At 73.8% G+C, this 24243-nt stretch carries 21 protein-coding genes and 1 pseudogene; 14 read left to right on the forward strand and 8 right to left on the reverse strand.

The window, feature by feature from the left end; translation table 11 throughout:
- The first annotated feature begins 43 nt into the window (after positions 1-43).
- The 5 genes from CHB98_RS18920 to CHB98_RS18940 all read left to right on the forward strand — a co-directional run bounded on the left by CHB98_RS18920 (position 44) and on the right by CHB98_RS18940 (position 4589).
- Complete coding sequence (locus CHB98_RS18920; protein ID WP_089307198.1) at positions 44-727, forward strand: AmiS/UreI family transporter; 684 nt, start codon at positions 44-46, stop codon at positions 725-727.
- 56 nt (positions 728-783) lie between these two features.
- The gene (gene fmdA, locus CHB98_RS18925) at positions 784-2037 is read left to right on the forward strand and encodes a formamidase (RefSeq protein ID WP_089307139.1); all 1254 of its coding nucleotides are present in this window, start codon (positions 784-786) and stop codon (positions 2035-2037) included.
- Between the two features lie 46 nt (positions 2038-2083).
- Positions 2084-3346 carry a formamidase gene (gene fmdA / locus CHB98_RS18930; RefSeq protein WP_089307140.1) on the forward strand — a complete coding sequence of 421 codons (1263 nt, stop codon included), beginning with the start codon at positions 2084-2086 and terminating at the stop codon, positions 3344-3346.
- Between the two features lie 76 nt (positions 3347-3422).
- Positions 3423-3695 (forward strand): FmdB family zinc ribbon protein, encoded by a 273-nt coding sequence (locus CHB98_RS18935; protein ID WP_089307141.1) that lies wholly within the window; start codon positions 3423-3425, stop codon positions 3693-3695.
- A 66-nt stretch (positions 3696-3761) separates the two neighbouring features.
- Positions 3762-4589, forward strand: coding sequence for an MOSC domain-containing protein (locus CHB98_RS18940; RefSeq protein WP_089307142.1), 828 nt, complete (start codon positions 3762-3764; stop codon positions 4587-4589).
- 263 nt (positions 4590-4852) lie between these two features.
- Here CHB98_RS18940 and CHB98_RS21845 read toward each other — a convergent pair whose 3' ends face one another.
- Positions 4853-5437: a hypothetical protein gene (locus CHB98_RS21845; protein ID WP_089307143.1), complete on the reverse strand. Its 585-nt coding sequence runs from the start codon at positions 5435-5437 to the stop codon at positions 4853-4855.
- Positions 5438-5541: 104 nt separating this feature from the next.
- Positions 5542-7032: a dihydrolipoyl dehydrogenase family protein gene (locus CHB98_RS18950; RefSeq protein WP_089307144.1), complete on the reverse strand. Its 1491-nt coding sequence runs from the start codon at positions 7030-7032 to the stop codon at positions 5542-5544.
- Between the two features lie 395 nt (positions 7033-7427).
- Between CHB98_RS18950 and CHB98_RS22830 the strand changes: the two genes are divergently transcribed.
- Positions 7428-7883 (forward strand): STAS domain-containing protein, encoded by a 456-nt coding sequence (locus CHB98_RS22830; protein WP_089307145.1) that lies wholly within the window; start codon positions 7428-7430, stop codon positions 7881-7883.
- Positions 7884-8147: 264 nt separating this feature from the next.
- Here CHB98_RS22830 and CHB98_RS18960 read toward each other — a convergent pair whose 3' ends face one another.
- The 3 genes from CHB98_RS18960 to CHB98_RS18970 all read right to left on the reverse strand — a co-directional run bounded on the left by CHB98_RS18960 (position 8148) and on the right by CHB98_RS18970 (position 11552).
- Positions 8148-8789 (reverse strand): dihydrofolate reductase family protein, encoded by a 642-nt coding sequence (locus CHB98_RS18960; RefSeq protein ID WP_089307146.1) that lies wholly within the window; start codon positions 8787-8789, stop codon positions 8148-8150.
- Between the two features lie 58 nt (positions 8790-8847).
- Positions 8848-9480, reverse strand: coding sequence for an NADPH-dependent F420 reductase (locus tag CHB98_RS18965; protein ID WP_089307147.1), 633 nt, complete (start codon positions 9478-9480; stop codon positions 8848-8850).
- Between the two features lie 71 nt (positions 9481-9551).
- The gene (locus CHB98_RS18970) at positions 9552-11552 is read right to left on the reverse strand and encodes an ABC transporter ATP-binding protein (RefSeq protein WP_089307148.1); all 2001 of its coding nucleotides are present in this window, start codon (positions 11550-11552) and stop codon (positions 9552-9554) included.
- A gap of 773 nt (positions 11553-12325) precedes the next feature.
- On the opposite strand from CHB98_RS18970, the pseudogene CHB98_RS23125 reads away from it, so the two are divergent.
- A pseudogene (locus tag CHB98_RS23125) lies at positions 12326-12388 on the forward strand (hypothetical protein); the annotation flags it as partial.
- 234 nt (positions 12389-12622) lie between these two features.
- Positions 12623-12835, forward strand: coding sequence for a hypothetical protein (locus CHB98_RS21240; protein WP_143425134.1), 213 nt, complete (start codon positions 12623-12625; stop codon positions 12833-12835).
- A 65-nt stretch (positions 12836-12900) separates the two neighbouring features.
- On the opposite strand, the gene CHB98_RS18980 is transcribed toward CHB98_RS21240, so the two are convergent.
- Both CHB98_RS18980 and CHB98_RS18985 read right to left on the reverse strand, forming a co-directional pair.
- Positions 12901-15291: an ATP-binding cassette domain-containing protein gene (locus CHB98_RS18980; RefSeq protein ID WP_089307149.1), complete on the reverse strand. Its 2391-nt coding sequence runs from the start codon at positions 15289-15291 to the stop codon at positions 12901-12903.
- A gap of 115 nt (positions 15292-15406) precedes the next feature.
- Positions 15407-16888, reverse strand: a complete 1482-nt coding sequence (locus CHB98_RS18985; protein WP_179224684.1) for an AAA-type ATPase lid domain-containing protein — start codon at positions 16886-16888, stop codon at positions 15407-15409.
- 140 nt (positions 16889-17028) lie between these two features.
- Between CHB98_RS18985 and CHB98_RS18990 the strand changes: the two genes are divergently transcribed.
- The 4 genes from CHB98_RS18990 to CHB98_RS19005 all read left to right on the forward strand — a co-directional run bounded on the left by CHB98_RS18990 (position 17029) and on the right by CHB98_RS19005 (position 20475).
- A complete protein-coding gene (locus CHB98_RS18990) occupies positions 17029-18120 on the forward strand; it encodes an amidohydrolase family protein (RefSeq protein WP_245821416.1) in 1092 nt (363 codons plus the stop codon).
- Positions 18121-18144: 24 nt separating this feature from the next.
- A complete protein-coding gene (locus CHB98_RS18995) occupies positions 18145-18930 on the forward strand; it encodes a metal-sulfur cluster assembly factor (protein ID WP_089307151.1) in 786 nt (261 codons plus the stop codon).
- Positions 18927-19952, forward strand: coding sequence for an NAD(P)-dependent alcohol dehydrogenase (locus tag CHB98_RS19000; RefSeq protein WP_089307152.1), 1026 nt, complete (start codon positions 18927-18929; stop codon positions 19950-19952). Before CHB98_RS18995 ends, CHB98_RS19000 begins: the two co-directional genes overlap by 4 nt.
- A 136-nt stretch (positions 19953-20088) precedes the next feature.
- Positions 20089-20475, forward strand: a complete 387-nt coding sequence (locus CHB98_RS19005; protein WP_089307153.1) for a VOC family protein — start codon at positions 20089-20091, stop codon at positions 20473-20475.
- 15 nt (positions 20476-20490) lie between these two features.
- Here the strand turns inward: CHB98_RS19005 and CHB98_RS19010 are convergent, their stop codons facing one another.
- On the reverse strand, positions 20491-21675 hold the full coding sequence (locus CHB98_RS19010; protein ID WP_089307154.1) for an acyl-CoA dehydrogenase family protein: 1185 nt from the start codon (positions 21673-21675) through the stop codon (positions 20491-20493).
- Positions 21676-22077: 402 nt separating this feature from the next.
- Here CHB98_RS19010 and CHB98_RS19015 point away from each other — a divergent pair, with 402 nt between their 5' ends.
- Both CHB98_RS19015 and CHB98_RS19020 read left to right on the forward strand, forming a co-directional pair.
- Positions 22078-23037 (forward strand): glycine betaine ABC transporter substrate-binding protein, encoded by a 960-nt coding sequence (locus CHB98_RS19015; protein ID WP_089307155.1) that lies wholly within the window; start codon positions 22078-22080, stop codon positions 23035-23037.
- An 11-nt stretch (positions 23038-23048) separates the two neighbouring features.
- Complete coding sequence (locus CHB98_RS19020) at positions 23049-24242, forward strand: quaternary amine ABC transporter ATP-binding protein (RefSeq protein WP_245821418.1); 1194 nt, start codon at positions 23049-23051, stop codon at positions 24240-24242.
- Position 24243: the final 1 nt, after the last annotated feature.

Raw genomic sequence — 24243 nt, forward strand, 5'->3', positions numbered from 1 at the left:
GTCCACGGGGAACCCGACCCACTCACAGAGGGGAGTGACCGACATGGCCAGCGTCGGTCTGCTGTACGTCGGAGCGGTCCTGATCGTCAACGGCCTGATGCTGCTTGGCCGGGTGGACGCCCGGGCGGCCGCGCCGCTGAACTTCTTCGTCGGCGCGCTGCAGGTGTTCACGCCGACCTACTTGATCGTCACCTCGGGAGGCGACCCAGATGTGGTCCTCGGCGCCTCCGGCCTCTACCTGTTCGGCTTCACCTACCTGTACGTCGGCCTGAACCTCATCTACGGCCTGGACGGCACCGGGCTCGGCTGGTTCTCCGCCTTCGTGGCGGGCTGCGCGGTGGTCTTCGCGGGGCTGAACTTCGGCCGGCTCGACGACCCGGCCTTCGGTGTCATCTGGCTGTACTGGGCGGTGCTGTGGGCGCTGTTCTTCCTCGTGCTCGGGCTCAAGCGGGAGGAGCTCACCCGGTTCACCGGTCTAGTGGCCGTCGTGGCCGGGGTGGTGACCTGCGCCGTCCCCGCGTTCCTGCTGCTGACCGGCGTGTGGCAGGACAACGTGATGACGTCGGCGATCGTGCTCGCCGTCGTCCTGCTGCTGTCCCTGGCCCTCTTCCCGAGGTTCCGCGACCGGCGAGCCCCGGCACCCGACGCCCCGGCGCCCGAACTACGCGAGGGCGGGACCGCCGCGCACGCCGCTGGCCCGTCCCAGCCGGCCGACCGGAGGAGGTGACCCGCCGACCGAGCAGCCGTCCCACCGTTCCGCTCCCAGGACCAGGAGGCCAGCCCGTGCCCGAACTCGTGTTCCCCCTCGACTCCAGCAAGAAGTTCACCGAGCAGCAGTACCTCGGCCACAACCGGTGGCACCCCGACATCCCGGCCCAGGTCACCGTCCGTCCCGGGGACAGCTTCCGGGTGCACTGCCGCGAGTGGTTCGACGGGGCCATCCACAACGACGACTCCGCCGACGACGTCCGGGACGCGCCGCTGTCCACGGTGCACGTGCTCAGCGGGCCCTTCGCCGTGGAGGGCGCCGAGCCCGGCGACCTGCTGATCGTCGACATCCTCGACGTGGGGCCGATCCCCCAGGAGGACTCCGGCCCGCTCGCCGGGCAGGGCTGGGGGTACACGGGGATCTTCGCCACGCAGAACGGTGGTGGTTTCCTCACCGAGCAGTTCCCGGACGCGTACAAGGTGATCTGGGACTTCGCCGGGCAGACGGCGACGTCCCGGCACGTCCCGGGCGTCTCCTTCACCGGCATCGTGCACCCGGGCCTGATGGGCACCGCGCCCTCCGCGGAGCTGCTGGCCCGCTGGAACCGCCGCGAGGGCGCCCTGATCGCCACCGACCCCGACCGGGTGCCACCGCTGGCCCTGCCGCCGCTGCCGCAGGACGCCATCCTGGGCGGGCTGGAGGGCGCCGAGTACGACCGCGTCGCCGGCGAGGCAGCGCGCACCGCTCCCCCGCGGGAGAACGGCGGCAACCAGGACATCAAGAACCTGACCAAGGGCAGCCGGGTCTTCTACCCGGTGTTCGTGCCCGGCGCGAAGCTGTCGATGGGCGACCTGCACTTCTCCCAGGGCGACGGGGAGATCACCTTCTGCGGGGCCATCGAGATGGGCGGCTTCATCGACCTGCACGTCGACCTGATCAAGGGCGGCATGGAGACCTACGGCGTGAGCGAGAACGCCATCTTCATGCCCGGCAACGTGGACCCCCGCTACGAGCGGTGGCTGGCCTTCTCCGGCACCTCGGTGACGCTGGACGACGAGCAGCGCTACCTGGACTCGCACCTGTCCTACCAGCGGGCCTGCCTGCACGCGATCGACTACCTGACGAAGTTCGGCTGGTCCCCCGAGCAGGCGTACATGATCCTCGGCGCCGCGCCGATCGAGGGCCGGCTGTCCGGGGTGGTCGACATCCCGAACTCCTGCTCCACCGTCTACATCCCGACCGGGATCTTCGACGTCGACGTCACCCCCTCGGCGTCCGGGCCGGCCCGGGTCGACCCCGGCATGGGCGTTCCCACGTCGAGCTTCTGAGCAGGACCGTCCGTCCATCCCGTTCGCACCGACCTGAGGAGTTCCCGTGCCCGACGTCATCTTCGAGATCAACCGTGACCTGAGCGTGCCGATGCGCGACCAGACGGTGCCCGGCCACAACCGCTGGCACCCCGACATCCCGCCGGCCAACACCGTCGCCCCCGGCTCGACCTACCGGATCGAGTGCAAGGACTGGACCGACGACCAGGTCCGCAACACCGACGACGCCGACGACATCCGCGACATGAACATCGACCCCTGCCACGTGCTGAGCGGGCCGTTCGCGATCGAGGGCGCGGAACCGGGTGACCTGCTGGTGGTCGACATCGTCGACATCGGCCCCTTCCAGGAACAGGAGTGGGGCTACACCGGGATCTTCGCCAAGGAGAACGGCGGCGGCTTCCTCACCGACCACTCCCCGCAGGCGTCCAAGGCGATCTGGGACCTCGACGGCATCTGGACCAGCAGCCGGCACGTCCCCGGCGTGCGGTTCATCGGCAACTCCCACCCGGGCCTGTTCGGCTGTGCGCCGTCGCCGGACCTGCTCGCCGAGTGGAACCGCCGGGAACAGGCGCTGATCGACCAGAACCCGGACCGGGTCACCGGTGACATCCCCGCGCACGGCGGCGAGACACCCGGCGCCCCGCAGGTCCCGGCGCTGGCCCTGCCCCCGCTGCCGAAGGACGCGCTGCTCGGGACCTTGAGCGGCGCCGACCTCGAGCGGGCGGCGGCCGAGGCCTGCCGCACCATCCCGCCGCGGGAGCACGGCGGCAACGTCGACATCAAGGACCTCGGAGTCGGCAGCCGGGTCTACATGCCGGTCTTCGTGACCGGTGGCCTGTTCTCGATCGGCGACCTGCACTTCGCCCAGGGCGACGGCGAGATCACCTTCTGCGGGGCCATCGAGATGCCCGGGTTCATCGACCTGCACTTCGACCTGATCAAGGGCGGCATGGACCGCTACAAGCAGTCGATGCCGTTCTTCAAGCCCGGCCGGGTCGGCCCGAACTACTCGGAGTTCCTCACCTTCGAGGGGATCAGCGTGGAGGACGGCCGCAACTACTACATGAACGCGACCGTCGCCTACCGCCAGGCCTGCCTCAACGCCATCAACTTCCTGATGCCGGCGATGGGCTGGACCTTCGAGCAGGCCTACCTGTTCCTGGGGGCGGCGCCGGTCGACGGCCGGATCGGCGGCGTGGTGGACATCCCCAACAGCGCGGTCTCGATCAGCATCCCGCTGTCGATCTTCGACCGGAACATCCTGCCCGGCGGCGCCGGCGGCGGCCGGGACCTGACGGCCGACTGAGGACGGTGGTGCGGGGTGGGCCCGGCCCGCCCCGCACCACCGTCCCTGCTGCCCCACCCCCGAGAGGAGCACCGCGTTGCCGCTGTACGAGTTCCGCTGCCCCGGGTGCGGCCCCTTCGACCTGCGCCGCGACATGCGCGACGCCCCGTCGACGGCGCCGTGCCCGACCTGTGACCAGGCTGCCCAGCGCCACTACGGCGTGGGGGTCGGCTCCCGGCCGAAGGGGGTGCTGCGCGACGCGAACCGAGCGGACCGGGCGCGGGTGGACCGGGCGCGCACCGGTGAGCCGGTGGTCACCGGTCCGCCGTCGGGACGGCGACTGCCCGGCGCCGGCGCCCACCGGCACTGAGCGGCAGGCACGGGCGCCGGACCCCGGCTACGGTCCAGACACCCAGTGCCTGCCGGACGGAGTGCCATGCCGCTCGTCTCCCGCCTGTCCACCACCCCGGTCAAGGGCACCGCCCTGCACCATCCGCCGACCGTGACGGTCACCGACAACGGAGTGCTGGACAACCGGCGGTTCCACCTCGTCGACGCGCAGGGCCGGCTGCGCAACGGCAAGCAGCTCGGCCCGCTCGTGCGGCTCACCGCCGAGTTCGACCCGGACGGCGCGCACCTGCGGCTGCGGTTCCCGGACCGCCCACCCGTCGAGGGCCGGGCCACCGACCTCGGGGAGGCGGTGCGCACCGACTTCTACGGGCGCGACGTCGACGGCCACGTGGTGGAGGGGCCGTGGTCGGCCGCGCTCACCGGATACCTCGGGGAGGAGGTCCGGCTGGTCGCGGTGGACCGCCCCGGTGACGCCGTCGACGTGCACCCGGTCACGCTGATCTCCACCGCCACCCTCGACCACCTGCGCAGCGTCACCCCGGACGGCGGGCGGCTGGACCACCGCCGGTTCCGGATGCTGGTCGAGGTGGACGGCTGCGCCGTGCACGAGGAGGACACCTGGGCCGGCCGGCAGGTGCGGATCGGCGGGGCCGTCGTGCGGGTGGTCGGTCCGGTGCCGCGCTGCGTGGTCACCAACGAGAGCCCCGACACCGGGGAGGTGGACTTCAACACGCTGAAGGCGATCGTGCGGTACCGCGGCGAGCTGGCCGCCGACCTGACCACCCCGGTCGCGCACCTCCCCGACAACGGCGCGGTCATCCTCGGCATGTACGCCACTGTCGAGCAGCCGGGCGAGGTCTCCCTCGGCGATCGGGTCGAGCTCCTCGACCAGACCGCCGACCAGCCTGCCTGACCCGTCCCCGAGACCCCCATGCCACGGCCGACCGATCACGGCTCCACCAGATGACTCACGACCTGATCAGGACTGTGGTCGTGGATGGGTTCGCCGTCCCCCATCCGGCACCGACGTGCCTGCTGAGGAGCCTGTAGCGGCTGCCAGGGGTCATCAGCGGTCGGGCGGAACCGGTCAATCGCAGGGTTGTTGGTTCGAGTCCGATCGGGGGAGCGAGACGAGGTCCTCGATCAGCGTGTTCGCCGGTCAAGGGCCTTCGCCGTTCAGTGACCAGGGACTCCATCCCCCGGTGACCCCCGGTCTCCTTCCTGTTGCCGCCCCAGGGTCAGCATCTCGGCGGCCCGCTCGGACACGGTGTGACGGCACATGGAGACGTCCTGGGTCGTGCTCGCTCGGGCGTGCCCCGGGTAGTTGGCGATCTCCCGAGCCGACGGGCCGGCCAGGTGCACCGAGGACCCGCGCAGCGCGCAGGCCCCCGCGATCCGAGACCCCGTCCCCGCCAGCGTGGCCACGAGGTCGGGCAGGTCGCGTCGCCGAGCCTTCATGTCCGCGTCGGCGAAGGCCACCACGGCGTCCCGCTGCCTGGGCGTGAAGGCACGTTCGGTGTCGCGGGTGCCGCTCCTCGTGGTGCGGACGCTGATCGGCCCAGCCGAGCGCACCGGGTCGGCCGGGATGGCGTCATGCTCGGTCGCCAGGTCCAGCACCCCACGCACGACGATCCGGGTCATCGCCGCACCCTTTCCGCTGCTCCGAGCAACGGCGGTCAGGGACCGTTCGACACCGCCGACGGTCATCTCACGGACGGTCAGATCCGCCAGTGGAGACGGGCGGGTCTGCGTGCCGATCACGTGCAGATCGCAGGTGGACGTGTGGACCTGGCGGGTGTGGACGGAGCGATCCGACGCGGACAGCTCGGCCGGCCAGACCCGGTCGGCGCTGGACGGCCGACCGCTCAGGACGCCGTCCCGATGGCCGGGGCGCCGTCCGGTGCGGCGCGGCCGACGGCGGCCAGCAGTGCCTGGGCCGCCAGGCCGACCACCGCGGTGTAGGTGGGGTAGGCGAACTCGGTCGTCGCGAGCACCTCAGCGCCGGCATCGGCGCGCATCGCCGCGGCCACCACCTGCACCACCTCCAGTGCCTCCTCGCCCACGGCGTGCGCGCCGAGCAGCCGACCGGCGTCCGCGGTGGTGACCAGCTTGAGGAAGCCGGTCGTGCGCCGGTCTATGACGGCGCGCTCCAACTGCGCGTAGGGCACCGTCGCCACGAGGCAGTCGGGGTGGCGCTCACGCGCGGCGCGCTCGGTGAGCCCGACCTGGCCGTAGTCGGGGTCGGTGAAGCCGCCGGAGGGCAGCACCTCGTGCCGAGCGGTCGTCGTCGGCCCGAGGACGGCGTTGGTCCCGGCCACCACCCCGTCGACGACGCCGGCCTGCACCAGCCCCGCCCGGCCGTCGGCGTCCCCGGCCACCCAGACGTGCTCGAGGTCGGTGCGCTGGTGCTGGTCGGTCCCGATCGCGGCCCGGGTGGCGCTGACACCCACCGTCTCGAGCCCCAGGCCCTCCAGTGCCGCGGGCCACCCGGCGCAGACGACGACTGCGTCGACGTCGACGTGCTCAGCGCCGCCATCGGCGCCGGTGAACACGACCCGCCGGCGCCCGCCGACGAGCTCCTCGACCGACTGCAGCCCGCCGATGCCCACCCGCACGTCGACCCCGTCGTGGGTGAACGCGGCGGCAACGGCCGCGGAGACGTCCTCGTCGGCCGAGGGCAGCACGCGCGGCGCGACCTCGAGCACGGTGACCCGCGACCCGAACGCGGAGAAGACCGTCACCAGCTGGGCGCCGGTGTAGCCGCTGCCCACGATGGCGACCGAGGCCGGCAGGTCCGGCAGGTCGACGACGTGCTCGGGCACCGTGGTCAGCTCGGTGCCGGGCACCCCGAGGACGCGGGAGTGCCCGCCCACCGCGAGCACGAACGAGCGTCCCCGCACCCTCCGCCCGCTGCCGGCCAGGCGGATCTCGTGCCGGCCGGTGAACGAGGCGCGGCCCTCCACGTGCAGCACCACCCCGGCGGCGGCCAGCTGCCCGGTGAGGTCCTTGGCCGCGTGCACGTCCTCGACCACCCCGCGCACCCGCGCCACGGTGCGCGCCCACACCAGCTCCGGGTCGCCCACCTGCACCCCGTAGTCACCCGCTGAGCGGATGTCGCGCAGCAGTCGGGCGGTGCGGGCCAGCACGCGGACAGGCACGCACCCGGTGTTGACGCAGGTGCCGCCGACGCGCTCGGCCTCCACGACGGCGACCGAGGCGCCCAGCTCGGCGGCGCGCAGGGCAGCCGCCACCCCGGCGGGGCCGGCCCCCACCACGACCACGTCGTACTCGCTGCCGTCCACCTCGCTTCCCGCGGCGGCGGTCTGCGGATCGGTCAGGTCGGTTCCGGGCGTCATGCCTGCAGCCTGCCGACCCCCGCGCGGGCATGCCACGGCAGGTGGCTGACCAGGCTGCGGCCAGGCGCCGCTCCGGCGGCGGCGGTGACCGGAGTGACGGACCCGGTGACGTCCATGACACCGACGCCGCCCGCACGTGGCAGGGCACCGCGGACCTCGGCGGGGTCCCGAACGCGGTCGCAGCGGTTGCCGCCGACGGAGCGCTGCGACGTTGACCACGCTGCTGTCGGCCTGACCCCCACCTGCTCGCCGGTCGCACCGGCTGTCCCGGACGCACGCCCGGCGATGTCGACCGCCGGTCACCCTTGTCGGGCAGTCGCGCAGCGCCGAGCCCTCGAACTCCGGGACGGGCCGAGCGTGTCCGTTGCGCGGTGCCGGAGCCCTGTGACGGTCCGGTGACGAGGACCGTCGGCTCCTCGGAACCGGGGAGGATCGGGGCCACGGCGGGAGCGGGGCACCTGGCCGAGACGCGGCCGGACCTGAGCTGGCGACGGAGGGCTCGACATGGCGGACACCCCGGCCGGGAGGGCCGACGACCCATCGAGGAGCGACCCACCGAGGCGCCGAGCGGTCGGGAGCCGACGCCCGGACGGGCGGCGTTCACCGAGGCCATCGACCGGCGGACCGGCGCCATCCGCGCCAGCGGCCACCTCGACCGCCGGGCCGCCGACGTGCTCAGCAGCACCGTCGAGGCCCTGCGTCGCAGCGGGAGCGGATGGATCGTCCTCGACCTGGGCGGGGTGCAGGCCGCCGACGCCGCCGGCCTGCGCGCCGTCCGTTCCCTCGAGACGTGGATCGCGGCCGAAGGGGGACGGGTGGCGCTGCTGGACGCGCCGCCCCCGGTGGACTGAGTCGCTCCCGCCCGGCCACTGCCGGCCGCACCCGGTAGCCCGTGACCGGCACGAGGACGTCGACGCTCGCGATCCCCCGGAACCGGTGCACCAGACCGGGACCGGGCGTGCGCATCGGTCGGTGTCACCGCCGATCGTCACGTCCGTCCCCCCGGCCACGGGCGAGCCCGTCGACCAGGGTGACGGTCAGGACCGGGTGTCACGGAGCCATGGCGCGTCCGTCCCCGGGCCGGCGGCGGCCGGCGGACCCGGTGTCCGCCGCGGTCACGGCGCCCTCCGGCTGCCGGGCGCCCCTCCGTGGACGTCACCAGTGGTGACGCGGACCGGAGAGGAAGGCGGCCGGGGCCGTCGGACGGCGTAGCGCAGCAGGACCACACCGTTGCCGAACCGCCGGTTCTCCACCAGCTCCAGGTGGGTCGGCTGGTCGGCGGTCTCGAACAGCCGCCGACCGCGGCCGACGACGACCGGGTTGACGTAGAGCCGGTACTCGTCGACCAGGTCCAGCCGGCGGAACGTCCCGGCCAGGTCGGCCCCGCCGAGCGTCATGTCCCCGCCGGGCTGCTGCTGCCACGCGCGGACCTCGTCGGGGTCCACCTCCGCACGCAGCGAGGCGTTGGGGCCGACCGCCCGCAGCGTGCGGGAGAACACGACCTTGGGCACCGCCCGCCAGATGCCGGCGAACTCGCGCATGGTCGGCGGGGCGTCGGGGTCCTGGTCGGCGGTCGGCCAGAACGCCTCCATGAGCTCGTAGGTGACCCGGCCCTCCAGGAAGGCGCTGTTGGCCGCGAGCTGCTCGTTGAAGTGCGCGTGCAGCTCCTCGTCGACGAGGTGCCAGCTCAGGTCGTGGTCCGGCCCCTCGAAGTAGCCGTCCAGCGACAGCATCATGTGCACGACGATCGCCCGCATGCGTCCTCCCGATCCCACGGCCCGGTCCAGCAGCTGTGACCGGTGGCCGCGGACGATCTCATCGGTCCGCGTCGGCCAGTGCCCGGCGCAGCTGGCCGGCGTCCAGGCGCACGTCGTACGCGGGCGTCCCCGGCTCGAAGCGGCGTCCCTCGGTCAGCGGGCCGGCGTCCACGACGTCGAAGCCGACCTCGTCGATCAGGCCGGCGACCACGGCCTTGGCGGCCGCGTCGTCCCCGGCGACGGGCAGGGCCCGGCGACCGGGGCTGCCGGCCGGCTGCCCGTGGGTGGCCAGGTGCTCGGACCAGATGGTGTTGAAGGCCTTGACCAGGCGGGCCCCCGGCAGGTGCCGGGCGAGCAGCTCGCTGGAGGTCGTCGTGCCGTCGTCCAGCCCGGCGATCCGGCCGTCGCGGTCCGGGTAGTGGTTGGTCGTGTCGGCGACGACCGCGCCGGCGAGCTCGGCGGCGGGCACGTCCCGGTAGGCGCCCAGGGGGATGGTCACCACGACCAGGTCGCTGCCCGCGGCGGCCTCGGCCGGGGTGGCCGCCGACGCCGCGGGCCCCAGCCGGGCGACGAGGTCGGCCAGGGTGTCCGGTCCGCGTGAGTTGCTCAGCACGACGTGGTGTCCGGCGCCGACGGACAGCCGGGCCAGCGTGCTGCCGATGTTGCCCGCTCCGATGAACCCGATCCGCATGCCCCCGCAACCGCCTCGGCCGGGCCGGTGTTCCGACGACGCCGGCCCCCGCGCGGCCCGTCCGGGTGTCGCTAGGCGGGGATCACCGGCCGCAGCGGCCGGTGCGGGCCGCCCCGGTCGCGGGGAGGGGCGTCCTCGCGCGTCGGGGCGTGCCGGACGACGTCGCCGTCGGCGAAGACCACGCCGTCCTCGCAGCGCGCCTCGACGGTGCCCCCGCCGAACTGCTCGGCGTAGAGCCGGGCGTACAGGCCGCCCTGCGCCATGAGCTCGGCGTGCGCGCCGCGCTCCACCACCCGGCCGCGGTCGAACACGAAGATCGCGTCGGCGGCGAGCACGGTGGACAGCCGGTGGGCGATGGCGATCGTCGTCCGGCCGCGCATCGCCTGCTCCAGCGCCTGCTGCACCAGCCGCTCGCTGGCGGTGTCGAGGGCCGAGGTGGCCTCGTCGAGGATCAGCACCCGGGGGTCGGCCAGCAGCACCCGCGCGATGGCCAGCCGCTGCTTCTCCCCGCCCGACAGCCGGTACCCGCGCTCGCCCACCGTCGTGCCGTAGCCGTCGGCCAGCCGCTCGATCCGGTCGTGGATGTTGGCGGCGCGCGCCGCCGCCTCGATCTGCGCGTCGGTGGCGTCGGGACGGCCGTACCGCAGGTTGTCCCGCACCGAGGCGTGGAAGAGGTAGGACTCCTGGGTCACGACGCCGATCGCCCGCGCCAGCGACGCCCGGGTGAGGTCGCGGACGTCGTGGCCGTCGAGGGTGACCCGGCCGGCGTCGACGTCGTACAGCCGGGGCACCAGGTAGGCCGCGGTGGTCTTCCCGGCACCGCTGGGGCCCACGAAGGCCACCAGCGACCCGGCCGGGACGTCGAGGCTGACGCCGTCGAGGGTCCACGGCTGGGTGCCGTCGGCGCCGGCGCGGTCGCCGCTGTCGTAGCGGAAGCGCACGTCCTCGAACCGCACGTGCCCGGCCACGTCCCGCTCGGCGAGGTCCAGCGCGCCGGGCCGCTCGACGATGGCCGGCTGCAGGTCCAGGTACTCGAAGATGCGCTCGAACAGCGCCAGCGAGGTCTGCACGTCCACCCCGACGCGGAGCAGCTGCACGACCGGGAACAGCAGCCGGGTCTGCAGCGTCGTGAACGCCACGATCGTCCCCGCCGTGAGCGTGTCGGCCCCGCCGGCGAGGAAGACCCCGCCGATCGACAGCCCGGCCACCAGGTACACCAGGGCCGGGGTGAGCCCGAAGAACGCCTGCACGGTGGCGAAGAAGGACTGCCCGGTCATGGTCTGCCGCACCTGCAGCTCGGCCTGCCGCGCGTTCTCGGCGGAGTACCGCTCCACCTCGGTCTGCTGCCGGTCGAAGACCTTCGCGAGCAGCACCCCGCTCACCGACAGCGTCTCCTGCGTGATGGCGGTCATGTCGGCGACCGAGCGCTGGGTGGCGCCGGCGACCCGGCGCCGCACCCGGCCGACCCGGATCTGCAGCAGCACGAAGGCCGGCAGCAGCACCACCGCGACCAGCGTCAGCCGCCAGGACAGCACCAGCATCGCCACCAGCGCGCTGACCACGGTCACCGTGTTGCCCAGGATGGAGCTGGCGGTGTCGGTGACCACCGACTGCACCCCGGCGACGTCGTTGCCCAGCCGGCTCTGGATCTCGCCGGTCCGGGTGCTGGTGAAGAAGGCCAGCTCCATCCGCTGCAGGTGCGCGAACAGCCGGTCGCGCAGGTCGCGCATGACCGCGTTGCCCAGCCGGGTGGCCAGCCAGGTCTGGGCCACCCCCAGCAGCGCGGTCAGCAGCGTGACGCCGATGCTCGCGGCCACCAGGACCAGCAGGAGCCCGATCCGCGGCTGGCCGACGGAGCCCTCGGCCGTCCGGGGGAACAGGGCCCGGTCGAAGATGGCCTGGGTCAGGAACGGCAGCGCGATGCCCAGCAGCGAGGACAGCAGGATGGTCACCGCCACCACGGCGACCCGCCGCCGGTAGGGCCCGAACAGCGCGACGACGCGCCGCCCGGTGCGGTCCGGCGCCGCAGCGACCTCCGCCGGCCCGGCGGGAGTTGGCGGGCCCGCGGTCATGGGGGGAGGGTGCCCCGGGGCACGCCGGGAGTCCAGCGGGCCACCGGGACGGACCCCGGCCGCCTCCTCGACGTCGACCACCGGGCGCCGGCGGCCCCGTGGGCCGGAGGACCCGGTGGTCCTCGCCGCGTCTCATGACAGCCGTGCACCACCGGGCGGGTCCGGGGACGGCCGTGGTACCCGTCGGTCATCGCCGCCGTGAGCCGACCGCGCGACGACCACCCTGTGGCGCAGACCACGGTGGGCGCATCTCCGTCGAGCAGAGGACGGTCCGTGTCGGGTGAACTGGGGCTCTCGCGGACCAACGGCATCCTGCGTCAGCCCTGGATCACGCCCGATCGGACGAGCGGCGGGCTGGGGTGGACGAGCAGCACCCGTCGGTGCAGCAGGAGCGGCCCTACCGGGACTCGTTCGCCGCCGCCGGCACGCACCTGGTGTCCTGCGCCTCGACGGGCCCGTCGTCGTCCGGCGCGGGCGAGGTGCGGCCAGCCGCACCCGTGAGGTGCCGGCCGGGGGCCTGTTCGTCCACCCTGCGGGGCGCGACCTGACCGTCGAGCTCGGCGGCCCCCTGCACACGGTGCACCTCCACCTGCGCGGCGACGCGCTGCAAGACGCCGGGGACGGCGACCGGCGCGTGTAGCCGGCTGAGGAACCGGGCACGAGCGACCGCCTGCTGGAACTGCTCCTGCGCTCGATGGACCAGACGCGCCCGACCCGGCCCGGCACTGTGGGAGCTCGCCGGCCGGCTCCGCGCCCCCTGGTCGCTCGCGGAGCTGGGCGTGCAGGAGGCCGACCTCCCGCGGATCGCCGACCTCGCCGTCGCCGGGGGCTCGGCCTACGCCGATCCGCGCCTGGTCACCCGTGACGGCGTGCAGTCCCTGCTGCGCGACGCCTGGGCGGCCTGGTCGCGCCCTTGGCATGATCCGGGTCCGCCCCCACGCCGGACCGCTGTGTGCCCGGCCACATCTGCCCACCCGCAGTGGGGGCGTTCACAGCACGACGGCGACATCTGCCAACGGTGCGGGAGGACGATGGGTGCAGGCGCCACCACCACCCAGTTCGGAGGAACCATGCCCCGCACCATCGACCTCGACACCCACTCCACCCCGGGCGCGGCCACCCGACGGGCCCGCAGCAGGCGGGACGTCCGGCTCGTCGAGCGCGTCAGCTCGGCCGACCGGGACGACCTCGCCGCCCTCTTCGAGGGCCGCAACACCAGCGACAGCCCGGCCGCCGACATCCTCCGCCGGCACGCCCGCCGCTGGCTGTCCCGCACCCGCTGACCCGCGCTGGCCGGTCCGCCCCGCGGTGGCCGGCTCGGCAGCCTGCGGTTCCCGGTGGCGCCCCGTCAGGCCCGGACGTAGGCCGCGAGGTGCTCGCCGGTGAGGCCGGCGCGGGCGGCGACGAGGTCGGCGGGCGTGCCCTCGAAGACCACCCGGCCGCCGTCGTGGCCGGCCCCGGGACCGAGGTCGATCAGCCAGTCGGCGTGCGCCATGACCGCCTGGTGGTGCTCGATGACGACCACCGAGCGGCCGGCGTCGACGAGCCGGTCGAGCAGGCCGAGCAGCTGCTCGACGTCGGCCAGGTGCAGGCCGGTGGTCGGCTCGTCGAGGACGTAGACGTCGCCGCCCTCGGCCATCTGGGTGGCCAGCTTGAGGCGCTGCCGCTCCCCGCCGGACAGCGTGGTCAGCGGCTGGCCGAGGGTGAGGTAACCCAGGCCGACGTCGGCCAGCCGGTCCAGGATCGCGTGGGCGGCCGGCGTGCGCGCCTCCCCGGCGGCGAAGAACGCCCGGGCCTCGGTCACCGGCATGGCGAGCACCTCGGCGATGTCCTTGCCGCCGAGGGTGTACTCCAGCACCGCGGCCTGGAACCGCCGGCCCTCGCACTCCTCGCACGGGGACTCCACGGTCGCCATGACGCCCAGGTCGGTGAAGACCACCCCGGCGCCGTTGCAGGTGGGGCAGGCGCCCTCGGAGTTGGCGCTGAACAGCGCCGGCTTGACGCCGTTGGCCTTGGCGAACGCCTTGCGGACCGGCTCGAGCAGCCCGGTGTAGGTCGCCGGGTTGCTGCGCCGCGACCCGCGGATGGCCCCCTGGTCGACCACCACCACGCCGTCGCGGGGGGCGACCGAGCCGTGGACGAGGGAGCTCTTGCCCGAGCCGGCGACCCCGGTGACCACGACCAGCACGCCGAGCGGGATGTCGACGTCGACGTCGCGCAGGTTGTGCGTGCGCGCGCCGCGCACCTCCAGCACGCCGGTGGGGGTGCGCACCGACGGCCTGAGTGCGGTGCGGTCGTCCAGGTGGCGGCCGGTCAGCGTGCCGCTGGCCCGCAGCCCGGCGACGGTGCCCTCGAAGACCACCTCGCCGCCGCCGCTGCCGGCGCCCGGGCCGAGGTCGACGACGTGGTCGGCGATCGCGATCATCTCGGGCTTGTGCTCCACGACGAGCACGGTGTTGCCCTTGTCCCGCAGCTGGAGCAGCAGGCCGTTCATCCGCTCGATGTCGTGCGGGTGCAGCCCGATGGACGGCTCGTCGAAGACGTAGGTGACGTCGGTGAGCGAGGAGCCGAGGTGGCGGATCATCTTCGTCCGCTGCGCCTCGCCGCCGGACAGGGTGCCCGCGGGCCGGTCGAGGGAGAGGTAGCCCAGCCCGATCCCGGTGAAGGAGTCGAGCAGGTGCTGCAGCCCGGCGAGCAGCGGTGCCACCGAGGGCTCGTCGAGCTCCCGGGCCCAGCCGGCGAGGTCGCTGATCTGCATCGCGCACAGGTCGGCGATGTTCGCCCCCCGGATCCGGGACCCCAGGGCCTCCCGGGTCAGCCGGGTCCCGCCGCAGTCGGGGCAGGGCGTGAAGGTGACCGCCCGCTGGACGAAGCGGCGCACGTGCGGCTGCAGGGCGTCGACGTCCTTGGACAGCATCGACTTCTGGATCCGCGGGACCAGGCCCTCGTAGGTGAGGTTGACGCCCTCGACCTTGATCTTGGTCGGCTCGCCGTGCAGGAGGGTGTGCAGCTCGTCGGCCGAGTAGTCGCGGATCGGCTTGTCCATGTCCAGCCCGACGCCGGAGAAGAGCCGGCCGTACCAGCCGTCCATGCTGTAGCCGGGCACCGTCAGGGCGCCCTCGTTCAACGACCTCGCGTCGTCGTAGAGCGCGCTGCGGTCGATGTCGGAGATCGAGCCCATGCCCTCGCAGCGCGGGCACATGCCGCCGAGGTAGACCGCGTCGCGGACGACCGCCTTCTCCACCCGGCCGCCCTTCTCCGTGCTCATCACCCCGCTGGCCTTCCGCGTCGGGACGTTGAACGAGAACGCCGTGGGCGGGCCGATGTGCGGCGTGCCGAGCCGGCTGAACAGGATGCGCAGCATCGCGTTGGCGTCGGTGGCGGTGCCGACCGTGGACCGCGGGTTGGCGCCCATCCGCTCCTGGTCGACGAGGATGGCGGTGGTCAGCCCGTCGAGCAGGTCGACGTCGGGACGCGCCAGCGTGGGCATGAAGCCCTGCAGGAAGGCGCTGTAGGTCTCGTTGATCAGCCGCCGGGACTCCGCGGCGACGGTGTCGAACACCAGCGAGCTCTTGCCCGACCCGGAGACGCCGGTGAAGACGGTCAGCCGCCGCTTGGGGATCTCGAGGCTGACGTCCCTGAGGTTGTTCACCCGCGCGCCGAGCACGCGGATCAGGTCGTGGCGGTCGGCGGGGTGCGACGCGGGCGTCCGGGTGTCCGGGGCGGTGGCCGTGCTCATCGGGGTCTCCCTCCGTCGGCGGGGCCGCCGACGCACCGCTGTCTACCGGACCGGGGTGACGGACAGGGGGGCGCGACACCCGTCCGCTCGACCCCGGCGGGGGAGGGGACCCCGGTCAGCCCGCCGAGCGCGGCGGCACGGTGATCTTGTACTGGGCGATCTTCCGGTAGAGGGTGGCGCGGCCGATGCCGAGCTCCTCGGCCGCCCGGGTCACCGTGGTGCCCGGCGCGGTCAGGCAGCGGACGATCTCGTCGCGCTCGAGCCGCTCGAGCCGGCTCAGCGCGCGGCTGCCGCTGTCGAGCACCTCGGCGGCCAGGTGCTGGACGTCGACGACGTCGGCGCGGGACACCGCCTCCCGGACGACGCGGCGCAGCTGGCGCACGTTGCCCGGCCAGGAGTAGGCGGTCAGCGCCCGGGCCGCCCGCGCGGTGACGGTGACCGCGCGGTGCCGCTCGGCGCGGGCGAAGGCCTGCACCAGCGTCAGGACGTCGTCGGTCCGGTGCCGCAGCGGCGGGGTCTGCACGACCGTGTCGACGAGCGCGGCCAGCGGGGCGGGCAGCGCGGCGTACCCCGGGGCGCTGAGGACGAACGGCTGCGGGCCGGCCGCCCGGCGCACCGAGCCGAGCGTCTGGCCGAGCTCGTCGGCGGCCCAGGCGGGCAGGCCGGCCAGCCCGGAGACGATGACGCAGGTGCCGGCGTCGTGCAGCTCCGGCGTCCACAGCTCCAGCCAGGCGGCCACGTCGCCGCGCTCGGGCGCCCGGGCGTGCAGCAGCCGCGGGCGGCCGGGCAGCCGGCGGCGCGCCGTGGCGGCCAGCGTGGCCTTGCCGGCCCCGGCCTCGCCGACGACGGCGACCACCCGGCCGGCGGTCAGCGCGGTGGCCGCCTCCTCGACGGCGGCCCGCCAGCCGGCCGACACGCACGCGTCGCCGTCCCCACCGGCCCACGGGCCGCCGACGACGTGGAACACCTCGCCGCGCGGCGCGGGCGGCAGCACGCGGCCCCCGGAGCGGACCAGCATGAGCGCGCTCGTCGCGCTGGCCGCGGCCTGCGCCAGCCCGAGCAGCAGCTCCGAGCCGGTGGCCGACCAGGTGGTCAGGTTGATGCTGCCGGCCAGCTCGCCGGTCACCGGCTCGACGACCGGGGCGGCCGCGCAGGTGTAGCCGCGCAGCTCGGCGCAGTAGTGGTCCTGCGCGCGGACCAGCGACGGCGCGCGGTCGGCGAGGGACAGGCCCAGCCCGTTGGTGCCGGCGTTGCGCTCGTTGTAGGAGAAGCCGGGCGCCAGGTGCACGCGGTCCAGCGAGCGGCGCATGCCGGGGTCGTCGCCGAGCCGGGCGAGGACCAGCCCGCCGGGGTCGGCCACCATCAGGCTGACCGGCTCGTCGGCGATCGTCGCCTGCAGGTCGGTGAGCACCCGGTGCGCGCACTCGTAGAGCAGTGAGCCGGTGTCGACGGTGCCGGTGAAGACCGGGATGACCTCGTCGGGGGTGAGGCCGTAGTCCTGGCTGCGCCGCCACGAGGCCCGCAGCCGGGGCGCGGCCGCCCGGGCGGCCAGGGCGGGGTCGGCCAGGGGGACGGGCGCCGACGCAGGGTGGGGCACGGCCACGGGTCACCTCCGTCTGCTCCGGGGCGGGGCCGAGCGTTGTGGTCCGTGCCACAGGAATGTACGCGCGCGGGTGACCTGCGTCCCAAAGTGAGACACCCGGCGGGTTCGCCGGCCGCCCGGCCGCCCCTAGCGTCATGCGCCAGGACGTGACGGTCCTCACCCCGCGACACCCGGAGGCAGACGTGTACCGCAAGGACGGCGAGAGCTACTACGTGGTGGACGCCCACATCGCGCTGTGGGACGGACGCCCGGAGAACCAGCGCAACATCCACGGCAAGCAGTTCATCGACTGCTTCTACGACTACCACCGCAACCTCAGCCCCGAGTCCGAGGTGTGGAGCTACGAGGAGTACCTCTACCAGGGCGGCGAGCGGCTGATGCGCGACGTGTTCGTCGACGGGATCGTCGACCACGCGGTCTTCCAGCCGGCGCTGCTCGGCGAGTTCTACCACCGCGGCTTCGGGCAGACCGAGGAGGCGTGGGCGTTGACCCAGGCCCACCCGGACAAGCTCACCTACAACCACTGCTTCGACCCGCGCTTCGGCGAGGCCGGCCTGGACCAGCTGCGCGCCGACGCCGAGCGGTTCGGCCTCAAGGGCGTGAAGCTCTACACCGCCGAGTGGCAGGGCGACTCGCGCGGCTACAAGCTCAGCGACCCGTGGACCTACAAGTACCTCGAGGTCTGCCGCGAGCTGGGCATCAGGAACATCCACGTGCACAAGGGCCCGACCATCCGCCCGCTGGACCGCGACGCCTTCGACGTGGCCGACGTCGACCACGCCGCCACCGACTTCACCGACCTGAACTTCGTCGTGGAGCACTGCGGGCTGCCGCGCCTGGAGGACTTCTGCTGGATCGCCACCCAGGAGCCCAACGTCTACGCGGGCCTGGCCGTGGCGATCCCGTTCATCCACACCCGGCCGCGGTACTTCGCCCAGATCATGGGCGAGCTCCTCTACTGGGTGGGCGAGGACCGCATCCTCTTCTCCAGCGACTACGCGCTGTGGACGCCCAAGTGGCTGGTCGAGGAGTTCGTCGACTTCCAGATCCCCGAGGACCTGACCGAGTACGCCCCGATCACCACCGCGCAGAAGAAGAAGGTGCTCGGCCTCAACGCCGCCAAGCTCTACGACCTGCCGGTGCCCGCCGAGCTGCAGCTGCCCGACGCCGACGAGACGCAGACCGGCCCGCGCGAGCCGGCCGCGGCCGACCTCGCGTCGGTCTGACCCGAGGGCCGGAGGAGGACGCCGATGACCGCGCTGCTCACCGACCGGGCCGCCGTCTCCGAGCGTGCGGTCCGCGACGCCCTGGGCACCGTCGTCGACCCCGAGCTGGACGAGCCGATCACCGACGTCGGCTTCGTCCGCTCGGTGGCCGTGGACCGCGCCCCGGACGGCACCGTCACCGTGGAGGTCCACCTGCGGCTGCCGACGTCGTTCTGCGCGCCGAACTTCGCCTTCCTGATGGTGTCCGACGCGCACGACGCGGTGTCCGCCGTCCCCGGGGTGGGCCGGGTGGTCGTCGAGCTGGACGACCACCACGACTCGGACCTGATCAACCGCGGGATGGCCGCCGGCCTGGGGTACCGGGGCACCTTCGGGCACGAGGCGGAGGACTCCCTCGACGAGCTGCGGGCGACCTTCCAGCGGAAGGCGCACACCGCGGCGATGGAGCGGGCGGTCACCGCGCTGCTGCGCACCGACCCGGCGGTGGACGTCTGGGCGCTCACCCTCGGCGACCTGCCGGCCGGCGAGCACACCACCGACGCGCTGCTGCGCCGGCGGGCCACCCTCGGCCTGCCGGTCGACGCCCGGGCGCCGGTGCTGGTGCGCGACGACGGCAGCCGTCCCGAGCGGGACCAGGCGGAGACGGTGCTGCGCCGGGCGCGCTCGGTGCGCATCTCCGTCGACGGCAACGCGCACTTCTGCCGGGGCCTGCTCACCACCCGCTACCCGGGCTCGGAGGCCGACCAGGCGCCCCGCCCCGAGGACCGGGTCCTCCTCCCGCTCACCGTCACGAAGGGAACGCACCCGTGAAGGCCGTCCGCGTGCACGAGTACCACGCCGACCCCAGGATCGACGACATCCCCGAGCCGCAGCTGCAGGGCCCGCTCGACGTCATCGTCAAGATCGGCGGCGCCGGGGTCTGCCGCACCGACCTGCACATCCTCGAGGGCCAGTGGGCCGAGCTGCAGAACCCGGACCTGCCCTACGTGATCGGGCACGAGAACGCCGGGTGGGTGCACGCGGTGGGGGAGGGGGTCACCAACGTCGCCGTCGGCGACACCGTGATCCTGCACCCGCACCCCAGCTGCGGGCTGTGCATGCCCTGCCGCGCCGGCCGGGACATGCAGTGCGAGAACGCGTTCTTCCCCGGGCTGTCCGACGACGACGGCGGCATGGCCGAGTACCTGCGCACCACCGCCCGCGCCTGCGTGAAGCTCGACCCGTCGACCAACCCGGCCGACGTCGCCGCGCTCGCCGATGCTGGCATCACCGCCTACCACGCGGTGCGCAAGGCCCTGCCGCTGCTGCACCCCGGCACGACGGCGGTCGTGCAGGGCGCCGGCGGTCTGGGCCACATCGGCGTCCAGTGCCTGGCCGCGCTGTCGGGCGCGCGGGTCATCGTCGTCGACCGCAACCCCGACGCCCTGGAGCTCGCCCGGCGGATCGGCGCGGACGAGACCGTGGTCGCCGACGGCACCCAGGTGCAGGCCGTCCAGGACCTCACCGGCGGGGGCGCGACCGTGGTCTTCGACTTCGTCGCCGAGCAGGGCGCGGAGATGGACGGCTGGCACATGACCGGCCCGGCCGGCTCGTACTACGTCATCGGGTACGGCGGGGAGCTGCGGATCCCGACGCTGGACTTCGTGGCCGGCGAGAAGAACATCGTCGGCAACATCGTCGGCACCTACACCGACCTGGCCGAGCTGATGGTGCTCGCCCAGGCCGGCAAGGTCACCCTGCACACCCAGCAGTACCCGCTCGACCGGGCCGTGGACGCGCTGCGCGACCTCGACGCCGGGAAGGTCCGGGGCCGGGCGATCCTCGTCCCGTAGCCCGGCACCACCCGCGCCCGACAGGGTGCGCGGATGCGCCGATCGACCCGGCGGAACTGCGCATCCGCGCACTCTGTCGTCGGCCGGCGGCCGGGGCGCGGGGGACGGACGGACGTCGGGGCGACGGAGGCGGCACGTGCAGATCGACCGGTTCGACCACCTGGTGCTCACCGTCGCGGACATCGACGCGACGGTCGCCTTCTACCGCGACGTCCTCGGCATGCAGCCGGTCGTCTTCGCCGGCGGCCGCACCGCGCTGTCCTTCGGCCGCGCCAAGATCAACCTGCACCGGGCCGGGCGGGAGTTCGAGCCCAAGGCGGCCCGGCCGGGGCCCGGTACCGCGGACTTCTGCCTGGTCACCGAGGACCCGCTCGACGACGTCGTGGCCGAGCTGGGCGCGCGCGGGGTGCCCGTCGAGGTCGGGCCGGTGGACCGCACGGGGGCGGCCGGGCCGATCCGGAGCGTCTACGTGCGCGACCCCGACGGCAACCTGGTGGAGATCAGCACCTACGGGACCGGCTGACGCCGGGCCGGGAGCTCAGTAGGACCGCGGCAGGCCCAGCACCTTGGTGGCCACGAACGACTTGACCATGTTGTTGCTGACCGGGGCGACCTGGTACATCCGCGTCTCGCGGAACTTGCGCTCGACGTCGTACTCGTCGACGAACCCGTTGCCGCCGTGGGTGTCCAGGGCGGCGTTGGCCGCGGCCCAGCTGGCCTCCGAGGCCAGGTGCTTGGCCATGTTCGCCTCGGCCCCGCACGGAGCCCCCGCGTCGAACAGCCGGGCGGCCTCCCAGCGCATCAGGTCGGCGGCGCGCACCCGCATGTAGGCGTCGGCCAGGGGGAACTGCACGCCCTGGTTGGCGCCGATCGGGCGGCCGAACACCTCCCGCTGGTTGGCGTAGGCGACGGCGCGGTCGACGAACCAGTAGCCGTCGCCGATGGCCTCGGCGGCGAGCAGGATGCGCTCGGCGTTCCACCCGTCGATGACGTAGCGGAAGCCGGCGTCCACCTCGCCGACCACGTGGTCGGCCGGCACCCGCACGCCCCGGTAGAAGACCTGGTTGGTCGCGTAGTTGAACATCGTGCGCACCGGCACGACCTCGAGGGCCTCCGGCTGGTCGGCGCGGACCCGGCGCAGGTCGAGCAGGAAGAGGGTCAGCCCGCGCGTCCGGTCGGCCCCCTTCTCGCTGGTGCGGGCGAGCACCAGGGCCAGGTCGGACTCCGCGATCCGGCTGGTCCAGTTCTTGTGCCCGGTGAGCACGTACCCGTCGCCGTCGCGGGTGGCGGTCGTGTCGATCGCCGTGGTGTCCGAGCCGGCCGTGGTCTCGGTGATCGAGAAGGCCTGCAGCCGCAGCTCGCCCGCGGCGATCCGCGGGAGGTAGGCGTCCTTGAGCCGGTCGCTGCCGTGCCGGAGCAGCGCGCCCATCGTGTACATCTGCGCGTGGCAGGCGGCCGAGTGCCCGCCGGAGCGGTTGATCTCCTCCATGACCACCGACCCCGCGGTCACGCCCAGCCCCCCGCCGCCGTACTCCGCGGGGATGAGGACGGCCAGCAGCCCGACCGCGGTGAGGGTGTCGACGAACTCCTGCGGGTAGCGGCGGTCGCGGTCGGTCTCGCGCCAGTAGGCGTCGGGGAACCGCGCGCACAGCGCACGGGTGCGCGCCCGGAGCGCGTCCAGGTCGGACGCCGGCGCGCCGTGCACGGGTGCGGGGTCGAGCATCAGAGGTCCTCCTGCAGTGTGGGTGTGGTTGCACCTGTCGCCCATCGTGAACCCCTGCGGCGCGGCGAGCCGGTACCCGCCGACCTCTGCCACCCCCACCTCACCGAGCGGGGGCGCGTCGTCCGGCTCCGCTGGTCGACGGGGGACGTCGACGTCCATGACGAGCGCCGGCGGGGCGCGACGCCGACCGCGGCTACGGTGACCAGCGGTGGGGGGGTGCACCGCAGCACCCTCCCAGGGGGACCAGCCGGTCGGCTCAACTGGCGCCGGAACGGGCACGTGCACGACGCTGAGCTCCGAGAACCGACCGCACGGCGAGGCGTGGACTCCCGGGGGACCGTGCCCCGTCGCACCGTTCCGCGTCGGCGTGACCAGCCGGCGCCGCCACGAGAGAAGGCCCCCATGCTGCGCACCTCGATCCGTCTCCGCGCGTCCGCTGTGGCGCTGGCCGCCCTCCTCGCCGCGACCGCCACCGGGTGCAGCGCCGAGGAGGGCGCCGACAGTGCGGCCGGCGGTGGGGAGGGCATCACCGTCCAGGCCGCCCAGTTCAGCTGGACGGCCGCCGGCCTGACCAACTCCATCCTCGGCGAGATCGCCGCCGACCGTCCCGAGCTGGGCGTGGCGATGCTGCAGACGACGCAGTTGGACCCGGCCGCGGCGTGGGCCGGTGCGCAGCGCGGGGACATCGACCTGCTGACCGAGGTCGCCCTCCCCAACCAGCAGGAGCTCGCCGACAGCGCCAGCGAGCGGGTCGAGATCGTGTCGCAGACCTATGGGGACGCCGCGCAGGGCTGGTTCGTGCCCGCCTACGCCGTCGCGCCCGGCGGCCCCCTCGAAGGTCTGACCAGCGTCACCCAGCTCAACGACTACGCCGACGAGCTGGGCAACAAGTTCTACGACGCCGACCCCGGCTACATCACCACCGAGCAGAACGCCAAACGGCTCGCGGGCTACGGGATCACGCTGGAGCACGTCGTCTCCAGCGAGGCGGCCGAACTGGCCCAGCTGGAGAACAGCTACAGCCGCGAGGAGCCGATCGTGCTGTACCTGTACCACCCGCACGCGGTCTTCGCGCAGTACGAGATGGTCCAGCTCGAGGAGCCCACGCCCTACACCGAGGGGTGCCTGACCACCGGGGACGGCGCCTGCGCCATGCCCTCGTACAGCGCGAACATCGCCGCCAGCACCGAACTGCAGGAGCAGGTGCCCGCGTTCGCCGACCTGCTGGTCGACCTGCGCATCTCCGTCGACGAGATGGAGCAGATGCAGAAGCAGGTCGACGTCGACGGCGAGGAGGTCGCGGCCGTCGCGCGGCAGTGGGTCGACGAGAACGCCGACCGGATCGACGAGTGGGTGGGCTGACCGTGACGCCGGTGCTGCGCGCGACCGGGCTGACCAAGGTCTTCGGGACGCGGGAGCAGGAGGCGCTGCGGCTGGCCTCCGACGGTGTGGGGCGCGAGGAGATCCATCGGCGCACGGGGGGCACGCTCGCCGTCCACGACGTGGGCTTCACCGTCGAGCGCGGGGAGCTGTTCGTCATCATGGGGTTGTCGGGGTCGGGGAAGTCGACGCTGGTCCGGCTGCTCAACCGGCTCATCGAGCCCAGCGCCGGCACGGTCGAGGTCGACGGCGAGGACCTGCGGGCGCTCAGCGACGCGGACCTGCGGACGCTGCGCAACGAGAAGGTCAGCATGGTGTTCCAGCACTTCGCGCTGCTCCCGCACCGCACCGTGCGGGAGAACGCGGCCTACGCGCTCAAGATCCGGGGGATCGGCGCGGCGGAGCAACGCGAGCGCGCCGACTGGGCGCTGCGCACGGTGGGGCTGCTGGAGCGGGCCGACGCGCGGCCCGACCAGCTCTCCGGCGGGATGCAGCAGCGGGTGGGCCTGGCCCGCGCGCTGGCCGCGGACTCCGAGGTGCTGCTCATGGACGAGCCGTTCTCTGCCCTGGACCCGCTCATCCGGCGCGACATGCAGGACCTGCTGGTGCGGCTGCAGACCGAGTTGCACAAGACGATCGTCTTCATCACGCACGACCTCAACGAGGCCATGCGGCTGGGCGACCGCATCCTGATGCTCAAGGACGGGCGGACGGTCCAGCTGGGCACCGGACCGGAGATCATCTCCGCGCCGGCCGACGACTACGTCGCCGACTTCACCTCCGACGTGGACCGCACCCGAGTGCTCACCGCTGGTGACCTGCTGCGCGAGCCGCGGATGACCGCGCGGCTCGGACAGTCCACCGGCGACGTGCTGCGGGCCCTCGGTGCCGCGGAGGCCAACGGCGTGTACGTGCTCGACGCGGACCAGCGCATCGCGGGGGTGGCGCGCGACGACCTGCTCGCCCGCGCGCTGCAGGAGGGCCGGACGGCCGTCGGCCCGCGCGAGCTCGTCGGCGACTACGCCACGACCGCACCCGACCGTCCGCTGGTCGAGTTCGTCCACCTGGTCGGGCACCACCCGGTGCCGTTGGGGGTCGTGGACGACCATGGCCGGCTGATGGGCGTGGTGCCCCGTGCGGCGGTGCTCGACGCGCTGGCCGCCGTCCCCGCGCGACGGGGGGCGTGAC

It is taken from the genome of Geodermatophilus pulveris (genome assembly GCF_900188375.1).
Lineage (GTDB): Bacteria > Actinomycetota > Actinomycetes > Mycobacteriales > Geodermatophilaceae > Geodermatophilus > Geodermatophilus pulveris.